Annotated in this window: 9 protein-coding genes; 7 read left to right on the top strand and 2 right to left on the bottom strand. The window is 55.2% G+C overall.

Annotation, left to right across the window (positions count from 1 at the left end):
* Positions 1–257 precede the first annotated feature (257 nt).
* From QQM41_RS13220 to QQM41_RS13205, 4 genes are all read left to right on the top strand, one after another.
* Positions 258–938: an Abi family protein gene (locus QQM41_RS13220; RefSeq protein ID WP_061490152.1), complete on the top strand. Its 681-nt coding sequence runs from the start codon at positions 258–260 to the stop codon at positions 936–938.
* A gap of 181 nt (positions 939–1,119) precedes the next feature.
* Entirely contained in the window at positions 1,120–1,380 is a 261-nt protein-coding gene (locus QQM41_RS13215; protein ID WP_003618686.1) for a type II toxin-antitoxin system RelB/DinJ family antitoxin, read from the top strand.
* On the top strand, positions 1,377–1,670 hold the full coding sequence (locus QQM41_RS13210) for a type II toxin-antitoxin system RelE/ParE family toxin (RefSeq protein WP_339078194.1): 294 nt from the start codon (positions 1,377–1,379) through the stop codon (positions 1,668–1,670). Before QQM41_RS13215 ends, QQM41_RS13210 begins: the two co-directional genes overlap by 4 nt.
* A gap of 195 nt (positions 1,671–1,865) precedes the next feature.
* Positions 1,866–2,984, top strand: a complete 1,119-nt coding sequence (locus QQM41_RS13205) for an ATP-binding protein (protein WP_339078193.1) — start codon at positions 1,866–1,868, stop codon at positions 2,982–2,984.
* A 175-nt stretch (positions 2,985–3,159) separates the two neighbouring features.
* Here the strand turns inward: QQM41_RS13205 and QQM41_RS13200 are convergent, their stop codons facing one another.
* Positions 3,160–4,380, bottom strand: coding sequence for an HNH endonuclease (locus QQM41_RS13200; protein ID WP_339078192.1), 1,221 nt, complete (start codon positions 4,378–4,380; stop codon positions 3,160–3,162).
* 485 nt (positions 4,381–4,865) lie between these two features.
* Here QQM41_RS13200 and QQM41_RS13195 point away from each other — a divergent pair, with 485 nt between their 5' ends.
* The 3 genes from QQM41_RS13195 (at position 4,866) to QQM41_RS13185 (ending at position 9,237) form a co-directional block, all read left to right on the top strand.
* On the top strand, positions 4,866–5,939 hold the full coding sequence (locus tag QQM41_RS13195) for an alkene reductase (RefSeq protein ID WP_339078191.1): 1,074 nt from the start codon (positions 4,866–4,868) through the stop codon (positions 5,937–5,939).
* Positions 5,940–6,548: 609 nt separating this feature from the next.
* Positions 6,549–7,826, top strand: a complete 1,278-nt coding sequence (locus QQM41_RS13190; protein WP_061498825.1) for a hypothetical protein — start codon at positions 6,549–6,551, stop codon at positions 7,824–7,826.
* Between the two features lie 88 nt (positions 7,827–7,914).
* Positions 7,915–9,237: a ClC family H(+)/Cl(-) exchange transporter gene (locus QQM41_RS13185; protein WP_339078190.1), complete on the top strand. Its 1,323-nt coding sequence runs from the start codon at positions 7,915–7,917 to the stop codon at positions 9,235–9,237.
* Positions 9,238–9,239: 2 nt separating this feature from the next.
* Here QQM41_RS13185 and QQM41_RS13180 read toward each other — a convergent pair whose 3' ends face one another.
* Positions 9,240–11,714, bottom strand: a complete 2,475-nt coding sequence (locus QQM41_RS13180) for a heavy metal translocating P-type ATPase (protein ID WP_408736038.1) — start codon at positions 11,712–11,714, stop codon at positions 9,240–9,242.
* Positions 11,715–11,742 lie beyond the last annotated feature (28 nt).

Here is an 11,742-nt window from a genome sequence, read left to right as displayed (position 1 = left end):
CGGTCTCGTAATGGTGCAATATTCAACGGTGAGCTTCTATCTAATTTACTCTATGAAGCCATTAACTTCAAACACCGTCTTTTTTTGAAAATCGCCCCCCTTCCCTATACCTACGTGCGATAATTCCACTTATCGCAAGTAGGTAGAGGACCATAAAAAAAGGCCCTGTGAAGGGCCTTTAGTGCGTGCCCTCGGGCGCATATCCGAAGACAGAGGCGTATCCGAGAGATACGAAACAAGATATACGCGTCAGCGTCATGACGGTCAAGAATTTCCCGCTCTCGGAACCCGTTCTCCAGGCGCTGCAGACAAGCTTGTCGCCGGAGCGGTTTTCAACCTATCTCCGGGCCTCTGGCGGCCATCAGGAAAAGGCCCTGCGTCTCTACACGCGCAATACAGCCCTTAGTGCGGCCTTCTACGGGCCGCTGCAAGGCCTGGAGATTGCCGTGCGCAACGCCCTGCACCGGGAACTAACCGCCCGATTTGGACCTGCGTGGTATGACAATCGACTGACGGGCCTCAATCCCAAAGCCCAGGATCAGATTCTGCGTGCCAAACGCGACGTTCAGCGTGAGCACCGGCAGGCGGATCCACCCCATGTTGTGGCCTCGCTCAGCTTTGGCTTCTGGGTCGCACTGCTTGGCAAAGGCGGCAACAGCAACTACGAGATGATCCTGTGGCGCCCCGCACTGGCCAAAGCGTTTCCGCACGCCCGCCTCGGTCGAAAGCAGGCGCATCAGCAACTGGATTATCTACGGACGTTTCGCAACCGCATAGCCCACCACGAGCCGATATTTACCCGCCACCTCGCGGCCGATCACGAAGCCATTCTTCGGGTGACTGGATGGATCTGCCCCCTCACCCGCGACTGGATCGCCTCTCACAGCCGCGTGCCAACTCTCCTGGCACAACCGGCCTCAGCCGACCTGTTATTTTGAGTGTTCCAAGCTTAACGCAATGACCGCAAGGGGCAGGAGCAGACAGGCGGCAATCGCCTCTTTTCTGCCGTTTCCGCAACCGATCAGGTTTCTCGAATGCAGACATCAGCATCGACCATCTTTCGCTTCATTTGTACCAACATCTGTGATACATATGTGCATACACGCAAGGAGGCTTTGTATGTCTGCTGTTACATTCCGGGTAGATGAAACGCTGAAGGCAGCCGCAGTTAAGAAGTTGTCGGCTCAAGGCATTTCACTTTCTGACGCACTGCGCGATACGCTCGCGTATATTGCTGAAACGGGTCGCTCTCCCGTCAAGCGGAGGCTTGTCACAGACGAGGATGCGGAGCTTATCGAGATTGTGCGCGAACGCCTAAAAAACCCTGCCCAAAAGCATCGTATGACTTTTGCAGAGCTTAAGAACCGTCATCGCGAATGAAAGAGTATTGTCTTGAATTCGACGACAGAGCACTCAGAGAGTGGGATGCTCTTGACGGCAGCGTGCGTAAGAAATTTGAAAAGAAGCTGGAAAAGCTGATCTGGCACCCTCACTCTCCAGGAAATGAGCTTCATCGCGACCTATCAGGGTTTTACAAGATCAAGCTGCTGAAAGATGGCTGCCGTCTTATTTATCAGGTCATCGACGAACGGATCATCATTTATGTGATTGCCGTTGGCCGCAGAGCCGATAATGAGATTTATGAATTAGCATCAAAGCGGATAGAGTGAATTTACTTTCCGGCAGAAAATCAACTCCTGCCTTCATCTCATGCGCAGGGTTCGATAATCTGTATTGCTGAAAGTAGACGTCGAATCATACTCGGAAAATCTTCTTTCCTAACCAGAATCTACGTTTTAAAATCACTTCGATGGCGTGCATTGATCTAACGGTGTTCGCGTGAATTTGAATGACGCGAGGCGACATTGCTCACGAGAGCGCTTAATGAAATTACACTAGCCGACTTACAGGCACTTATCGACAATCAGGCACCAGAAAGCCGCAGGCTCGAATACAAACGTGATTTGTGGCCGCGAAATAAAGATGGAAACAAAGAGTTCCTTAAAGATATCTCCGCTTTCGCAAACAGCCAAGGTGGTGATTTGATTGTTGGAATAGAAGAAGTCGAGGGACAACCTAATGCGCTAGTAGGGATCGAGGTCGATGATACTGGCGCCGAAACTCTTGTCTTAGAGGAAAGGCTGCAATCTGGACTTGAGCCACGTTTATCAGGAGTGCGCCCACGCTGGCTTACCCTCGAAAATGGCAAACACATCCTCATCATACGCGTTCCAGACAGTCTCTCTGGCCCGCATCGCATACTCTCAACAAGTCAGTTTTACGCTCGAAGGAATGGGGGGGCTTACCCAATGGATACGCATGAACTGCGCGATGCCTTCATTGGGGGAGAGAGACTACACGAACGTCTTCGGGCGATACACCACGCTGACCAAAACATAAGCCATCGACAAGAACTACCTTTCGCAGTGAGTTCCGATCCTTCTGCAGTCATTTCTGTAATTCCTCTCGATATATTCCGTGGCGCGAGAGACTTAGATATTACCGTCGAAGAGAGTGTTGTCCCTCCTATACCCCAAGGAAATAGCGGAGCATCTTGGAATATAATTTTGGAAGGTGTCCTCTGGTCCGTAGGGCAATCACCCCATCCAGCCTTTGCTCTAACTCATAGGCAAGGCCGGTTCGATGGTTTCTGGACAATCGGCGGCATGCGTGAGGTAGCGAAAAACGAGAAAATGCTATTGGCCTTTCCAGACTCATTTAAGAACGGTCTGTATTCGAACGCATTTGGAGCTCAAACTAGGCTCAGGCAATACGGTGTGTATGGACCATGGCTTGTGATGGTTTCCCTCGTTAATATCAAAGGCTCTCAAATTCCCCGAGATACTCAAACCTTAGATATTGAGCCTCCTTTACGAAGGACTACTGCTTATTTGGGGGAAATCATGACGGAAACCATAACAGAGGACACACTACAACCACTGTTGAGCGCTTTCCAACGGACGTATGGGCGGCTTAAACGATAGAAGCAGTTCATATTGGACCGCTCCAGGATCGGCAGAGACGTTTCCTTTTCGGTATTTTCGCCGGAGAGCCGACCTTCCGCTTGCCCCCCTTAGCGGCCTATCTATTCGGAAAATGCGAAACAGGCACACAGATTCCGTCAGAACCAGCCACCTCTCTATTACGCCTTCGGTAGGACTATTCTGCTCCAGGTTGTTTTGACCGTCTCAATAGAAATTTTTCCTTGGTAGGAATCTGCATCAACGCGGCGACCAACTTCTGACTGATCTCGATTATGGCTGCTCTGCCCTTCTCATCCATCTCGATCATATCACCTTCATCGTAATAGTGCCCCAGGACATCATTGAGGACATTGTGGATAGTTCGTTCCCGGCTCACATCCTGATGGAGCTTGAGAACTGTTGACACGCGCGCAAGCGAGACGTCATTGAGTCTGCTGCCATCGGGTGCGTTGAGCCAGTCGAAATCGAGTGACACCTTGGCGGCCAGATCACCGTCCCAACGTGCCGGATTGAGTGGATCGGATGCGAGCCCGATCTCAATATTCCTTGGCCCACCTTTTTCAGCCAACACCATTTGCCAAGAAGCGATGTTAAATGCGTGATAATAGGCAAGAGTTCGCCCATAATCATCGCTTCTGACATAAATGAGATTGAACATCGGCCCATGGTTTTCCAGCAAATACTGATAGGCAGATTCAGGAAAATCACGAGCATCCACAGTGGTGAAGCACTGAAGGAAGTCTTCGCTCCCCTTGACGACGAAGTCGCGGGCTTGGGCAAAAGCCGCGTCTTTTAAAGGCATCGTCCCAACACGGGTTGCCAGCAAGACTAGGCTGGATTTTACCATCGAGCGGACGACTTCCTCACCGCCGCACTGGATCCGAGAGTGGAGTGTGCCGGGATATTCGTTCTGAAAGGAAGCGTACTGTCCCTCAATTTTGGCCCAGAAATGATCCTCGGTTACGCCTATAGCCGCTGCGGCATGAGCAACATATTTCCTAAATTCCTCCATGCTATCGACGCTGAAACTGACATCATAGCGCTCGTTGCCCAGTGGTGTGATAGTGAATGGTTTACCCCCAACGCGCTTGGGTCTACCACGAGAATCGAGAGTGATCGTTCCGGTCGATGCGAGGATTTTGGACAGACCGGGTGGAGGTTGACCGCTCCCGCTTTTCATCTGGAACATGTTGCGGAGCATGCGTAACTGCTCAGGCAGAACCTTGTCGATCGTCCCACCGAAGGATTGATTGCAGTGATTGCAATCAGCCCATTTGGTCGTCATTCGCCCACCTAGCGCGTCGAGCAGAATATGTTCAGGTTTAGTGCGAGTGCCCACTTCATTATCGCAGAAAATGCAAAGCACCTTGTCTTGTAATAACCTCTGCCGAATCATTATTAGCTCCAGTTACCCGTTGTGACGCGATAATTACGCCAGCGCCAACGTCACGGACGATTACAGCTTTTTCTGCCTTCAAAAGAACTTTTCGAGTCGGTGTGTGTAGTGAGCGGCAGCAATATCGCACTATAGAGAGAAATCGGTCGTGATTAACAAACTGAATATGTTTTATACACGTACACTCAATTAAACGTTTAGCTCTAATTATTCCGTAACCAAATGCCGGATTCTGGCAAGTTTCTGGGATGGCCTCGAACAGGTTCAATATCTTAGCGAGCGTCGTCCATTTGAGTGTCCGGTTTACCGATAGCCTTATCAAAAGCAGACATTCCGTTCCCCCCCCCAAATCTGCCTGTCGGCTTCACCAATTCAGCAGACAGGCAGTGCTCACCTCAAGTCAGACGAGGTTGTAAGCCTTCTGTTGTATTCCTCGTGAGGCTTCCCAAATTCATAGGAACTGCATCTTTTAAGAAGGATCTGTCATGACCAGCCTGTTTGAGCCGATTGAACTGGGAAGCATTTACGCCAAAAACAGAATTCTCATGGCGCCGCTGACACGCGGCAGAGCAACCCGTGATCATGTGCCCACCCCCATCATGGCCGAATATTACGCGCAACGGGCCGGAGCCGGTCTGATCATCTCAGAAGCGACCGGGATCAGCCGCGAAGGTCTTGGCTGGCCGTATGCGCCGGGCCTGTGGTCGCAGGAACAGGTGGAAGCCTGGAAGCCCATTACCGCCGCAGTTCACGCCAAGGGCGGAAAGATTGTGGCCCAGCTCTGGCATATGGGTCGGATGGTTCATTCCAGCGTGACGGGCCAGCAACCTGTGTCCTGCTCGGCGACAAAAGCGCCTGAAGCCCTCCATACGTACGATGGCAAGCAGGCTCCTGAAGTCGCCCGCCCTCTCACCAAGGAGGACATTGCCCGCATCCTGAACGACTACGAAAATGCTGCTCGCAATGCCCTTCAGGCAGGCTTTGACGGTGTGCAGATTCATGCCGCCAACGGTTATCTGATCGACGAATTTCTGCGGGACGGCACCAATCATCGTTCCGACGAATATGGCGGTTCGCCGGAAAACCGCATCCGCTTCCTGCGTGAAGTCACCGAACGCGTGATCGCAACGATTGGCGCGCACAAAACGTCAGTAAGGCTGTCCCCCAATGGCGATACGCAGGGCTGCATCGACAGTCATCCAGAGCAGGTTTTTGTGCCGGCCGCAAAGCTGCTGAATGACCTCGATATCGCTTTCCTTGAACTGCGCGAGCCCGGACCGAACGGCACGTTCGGCAAGACCGACCAGCCCAAGCTGCATGGTCCGATCCGCGAAGTCTTCAGGAAGCCGCTGGTTCTGAATCAGGACTACACACGGGAAGAAGCGATCGAGACAGTCGCTACCGGTGTTGCGGACGCCATTTCGTTTGGTCGGCCTTTCCTCGCCAATCCGGACCTCGTGCGTCGTCTGGAAGACAATCTGCCCCAGAACAAGGACGATATCCGCACCTGGTACTCGCAGGGTGCAGAAGGCTATACGGATTATCCGCTTGCTCGCTGATACCCTATTTTTCCCGCAAGTTCCTTCCAATGGAAGGAACTTGCATTTGAACTATAGAAAATATTTAGCCGCCGACGTGATACTTGTCGTGAAGTAGGCGAAATCACCTGAATAGTTCTACTCCCTGCCATGAATGTGAACACTGCGAAAGGCTGTTTTCGGTAACTCTATCCCGATAGCCGACTGTCTGTTTCCCCCCATTGTTGACATAAACGCTAAAAGAGATGGAATCTGAAATTTCACTTGCTGTTTTTATCACTAATCAGTGGTTTTTTCTCGGCCAAATAGAATATTATCCATATTAAATGGATTCATAACTCACTGATAAAACAGCATTCGAATTAACATTATCTTCTGGCTTTCGACAAGGTTTGTCGAAAGCCAGAAGATGATGATAAATCTGCCAATCAAGCAGAAGTCCCGACAACCACGCGGACAGATTCAGGCATTCCGCTTACGCCTCATCCCGGTCATAAGCGGGGCTATTCGACTTTCCGGAAAGCGGACATGAGTATCATAAACCTCGCCAGGCCTTGCGATTATCCGCATTGACGTGAGATGCTGTTACAATCAGTGTCAAGAGCGAATATAATTGTAGCTTCTGGACTGATGACCGACCTTATTCGAGACCTTATCCTTCGCTGGCGTGATGATCCGGCAGGCACCTATCAGAGCTGGTTTTTGTGGGATGAACGCCTCAAGAACTTCCGGTCTATCCGCCGTGGTCTGCAGCAGGTCGTTACCGAGATTACCGCTGGCACATTCGGGGTCGCCTATCGTGGCTCATCCCTGGAAACAGTTGTTCATTCGATCGCTGAACAGCGTCAGATATTCAAGGGTGCGGATCATGCATTCCTGTGGAAGCCGAAGCTACGCATTCCCGATATCTACGAAAATCCTGCAAACCAGAAAGCATTCGGGCAGCTTCTCGATACCTGCCTGTGTTGCAATACCGACGAGCACGTGGTCTCGGCCATCCACGCGATCGATGCCCGGAAGATAAAAGGGCTGGGACCAGCCGTCGCCAATCTGCTGTATTTCCTGCATCCTACGATCATGCCGCCTTTCAATACGGCAATCGTGAACGGCTATAACGCCTTGACCGGATCAAAGATGAAGTTGGGCCGATGGGAGGAATATCTTGCCATGCGGCAGGGCATTCTGAAGCTGAATGCGACCTATCGTTCGCTGCTGTCCAATGATCTGGGCGCTATCGGAGGACTGCTGTTTGATCTCGGAAGCGGACGCTATACAGCGCCACCTCTCGAGGATAACGAAACAGCGCGGAAACTCTGGGAAGCCGATCTTCACCAGGTGAGGGAGCAGAGCGCAAAAGAGGCTCGGATACTGGCAGCAGAGCGGGAAACGGATCATACCCATACCGAGATTCAGGGCTGGCTTCGCGATCTGGGGCATTCTCTGGGTTACGATGTCTGGATTGCGGCCAATGATCACAGTCGTCCATGGCAGGACGGTAAATTGGGGGATGGCTGCCTGTCGGTGTTGCCAGGGTTCACGACGGAAACGCAGGGAGCGGAATCCGTGCGTCTGATCGATGTCCTATGGCTAGACCGGGACAGCCACAGGATTGTGGCAGCCTTCGAGGTCGAGCATTCAACGACCATCTATTCAGGCATCGTGCGCATGCTGGATCTTGCTCTTGGGTCGGAGGCGCAGGCTCTGGAAGGACTGTTCCTTGTTGCTCCAGACAAGCGGGAAGCCGATGTGCGCGAACAGTTGAAGCGACCGGCCTTCAGCAGGATTGCCGATCTGAAAGTCCGGTATCTACCTTATGGGGCGCTGGAGAAGGATCGCGCAGCTATCGCCCGCTTTGGTCACGGACTGAAGCCTGTCCAGGCGATTTCGCATGCTTTGACACCGATCTGATGTTGTTATCGGCATAAGAGCAAAGATGCTAAACTTTTCTCAGACTCCGGGGTCGGGTTTGCAACGATGATAATCCGGCAAGAAGGCGATGGCAGACACCACTCATAGTCAGGAAACACAGCACGCGGTGATGATCCAGCCGCCTAGCAGTCTCACTGTGCTTTCCCTTCTTTCCATTCTGACAGGTGTCGTTGTCGGAGCGGTCTGTGGGACATTCCGGCTGTTACTTGAACATGCTGCGGGGTTGAGAACGACGCTGGCGCTTGATGTCCTGCACCCGCTTCCCGCCGGTCTGATGATTATTGCGATCGGCAGCATCACGGCCTTCATCGCGGCCTGGATGGTCAGGCGGCTGGCGCCTCTGGCTTCTGGAAGTGGGATCCCTCATGTCGAGGCCGTCCTGGCCGGACTTGCAACACCAGCTTCTGTCGGCCTGATCCCGGTCAAGTTCATCGGAGGATTGCTGGCCATCGGCGGAGGACTAGCGCTGGGGCGTGAGGGGCCGAGCGTGCAGATGGGTGCCACGGCTGCCAATACGATCGGTCGGCTGTTACGGTTGGGACCGGCGGATTGCCGGTCATTGCTGGCGGCTGGTGCCGGAGCTGGACTGGCGACAGCGTTCAATGCGCCAGGCGCTGGCGCGATCTTTGTGCTGGAAGAGCTGGTCGGCAAATTCGAGGCGCGAACCGCCTGTTCCGCACTCGGTGCTTCCGTGTCCGCCATCCTTGTCGCCCGCGCGTTGCTGGGCGGTGATCCTGATTTCGTGGTGGCCGACAGTCCCATGGTCATCAGCGTTTCAACGCAGTTGCTGTTCTTGCTGACGGGGCTTGCAGTTGGCCTGCTCTCGGTCGTTTACAACCGGACAGTTCTGGCCACGTTACGGCTGGCTGAACGGATGAATGCCAGCGTGGAAATCCGGGCTGCGGCAATCGGCGCGATCGGTGGGCTGATCGTCTGGCTTACACCTCACCTTGCTGGTGGAGGCGACTGGATCACGCAAAGCGCCATCGATGGAACGCTGATCTGGGCAGCGCTGCCAGGATTGTATGCCCTGCGTCTGGTCTTCGGCTCGATTTCCTATGCCGCAGCAACGCCGGGTGGCCTCTTCGCTCCCATGCTGGCTCTGGGTGCTCTGACCGGTCTGGGCTGCGGAGATCTGGCCCATGTTCTGGCGCCCACGCTGGCGGTGCGGAGCACACCCTTTGTTGTGGTTGGTATGGCGGCAATGTTTGCGGGAGCAGTGCGGGCACCTTTGACCGGGATCATTCTTGTGACGGAAATGACAAATACGCCCAGCCTGCTGCTTCCGCTGCTTTCGGGCAGTTTTGCCGCGATGTTCGTGGCCGACGGCATGGGGGAAGCACCGATTTATGAGGCATTACGCACCCGCGCCGCGGCCGAAAAACGCTAGGTTCAGTCTTTCCCTCGACCAAGCCGAAGCGCGTTAGTGACAACCGTCACGGACGACAGAGCCATGGCCGCGCCGCCGATAACCGGTGAGAGAAGAAGCCCGCAGATCGGATAGAGCACACCGGCGGCGATCGGAATGCCGATCCCGTTGAACAGGAAAGAGAAAGCCAGGTTCTGCCGGATGTTGCGCATGGTCGCATGGGCAAGCCGTCTGGCCCGGACCAGTGCTTCCAGGCTGCCATGCGCCAGAGTGATCCCGGCGCTTTCGATCGCTACGTCAGTGCCGGTTCCCATTGCGATCCCGACGGATGCGGCCGCAAGAGCTGGAGCATCATTCACGCCATCGCCCGTCATCGCGACATGTGCGCCCTGCGCCGTTAGGTGTTTGACGATATCGGCTTTGTCCTGTGGCTTCAGACCGGCATGGACTTCCGCGATATTTCCCGCCTGCGCCGCCACAGCCTTCGCCGTCGCATCGCTGTCACCCGTGAGCATGATGATCCGCAGACCATCGGCGTGGAGCGCCGCAAGAGAGGCCCGCGTATCCGCGCGGAGAGGGTCCGCCACGGCGATCAGCCCGGCGAGCCTGCCGTCTACCGCCACAAACATCACCCCGGCTCCGGCTTCACGATGCGCCGTCGCACTAGCTTCAACAGGGGACGCATCAGCGCCAGCCTGCTTCAGACACTCAGCATTGCCCACGACGACGACATGGCCCTCAACGCTGCCGCTCACGCCCAGTCCCGGCTGCGACTCGAAATGGGTAAGAACGCCGGGCTCCCCATGGCGGTCTTTCAGGCCCTGAACGATAGCCTGTGCCAGAGGATGCTGGGAGTGTGTCTCCACAGAGGCGGCATAACACAGCACATCGTTTTCCGGCCAGCCATTGGCTGCCTCCACGGCGATGAGCTTGGGGTGTCCTTCCGTCAGCGTGCCGGTCTTGTCCACAACCAGCGTATCCACCCTGTCGAGCGCCTGAAGCGCTTCGGCATTGCGGACCAGAACGCCCTCGCGTGCGCCCCGCCCTGTACCGACCATGATTGACATGGGCGTGGCCAGCCCAAGCGCGCAGGGACAGGCAATGATCAGCACCGAGATGGCATTCAGAAGAGCATGCCCAAAGCGCGGAGCCGGTCCAACGGCGTACCATACGATGAAAGTCAGCACGGAAATAGCCAGCACCAGCGGGACGAACCATCCGGCCACCCGGTCGGCCACGGCCTGAATGGGTGCGCGGCTGCGCTGGGCGGTGGCAACCATCTTCACGATCCGCGCCAGCATGGTATCGCTGCCGACGGCCTGCGCTTCGATTTCGAGGCTGCCATTGCCGTTGATCGTACCGCCAGTCACCGTGCTGCCGATCTTTTTGGCAACGGGTGCTGGCTCCCCGGTAATCATGGCTTCGTCAACGCTGGATGTGCCATCGAGAACCCTGCCGTCGACAGGGATCGACTCTCCCGGCAGCACCCGCAGTCGGTCTCCGACCCCGACAGCGTCCACGGCTATGTCTGTCGGCTGCCCGTTCTCTCCGATACGGTGAGCCTGTTTTGGTGTGAGATCCAGCAGGGCGCGGATGGCATCACCGGTGGCGGCACGTGCACGGAGTTCCAGAACCTGTCCCAGCAGAACCAGCGCAACGACCACGCCCGCCGCCTCATAATAGACCGGCAGGGCTCCGTCGGGCATCCTGAAGCTGGCCGGGAACGCCCCCGGTGCGAACGTCGCGGCCAGACTATAGCCAAACGCGGCGCCGACGCCGAACATGATGAGCGTGAACATGTTGAAGTGACCGGTCCGCAGTGAGGCGAGTCCACGCTGGAAGAAAGGCAGTCCTGCCCAGCAGACAATCGGAGTGGTCAGCGCAAGCTGAACCCAGGGAGACCATGGTCCCGGAACAAGGTGCAGGCCGACATCGCCCCCCATGGCAATGAGCATCAGAGGAACCGCAAAAAGCACGGAGACGATCAGACGACGTCTGAAATCATGCAGTTCGGGGTTTTCCGTCTCTGCTCCCGTCGGTTCCTCCGGCTCCAGCGCCATGCCACAGAGCGGACAGTTCCCCGGATGATCCTGCCGGATCTGCGGATGCATCGGGCAGGTCCAGATCATCCCCGGCGTACCCTCTCCGGCGGCGGAAGGCCGTTGCGGCGCATGATGGCAGCTCATGCCCCGCATGGAAGGCACCGCCTTTTCCTGCACTTCTTTCACAGGTTCCAGCGTCATGCCGCATTTGGGGCATGTGCCGGGATGCGCTTCCCTGATCTCGGGATGCATCGGACATGTCCAGACGGTTGCAGGTATCACATCATTTTTGACGAATGCCGTTGGATTATCCTCGAATTTCTTTTGACAGTGGCCGCTGCAGAAAAAAGAGATGTGACCATTACGATCGCTTTTGAACCTGCTGGTAGCCGGATCAACCAGCATCCCGCATACGGGATCGCGTGTTTTCGTGTTGGCTAATAACATCGTTGGCATTGTTTTTGTTCCGGATATGAAGAGGTGA

Source organism: Acetobacter sp. AC2005 (genome assembly GCF_037901235.1).
GTDB classification, from domain to species: domain Bacteria; phylum Pseudomonadota; class Alphaproteobacteria; order Acetobacterales; family Acetobacteraceae; genus Acetobacter; species Acetobacter oryzoeni.
Note: the sequence above shows the minus strand (reverse complement) of the source record. Positions and strands in the feature narration are given on the sequence as shown.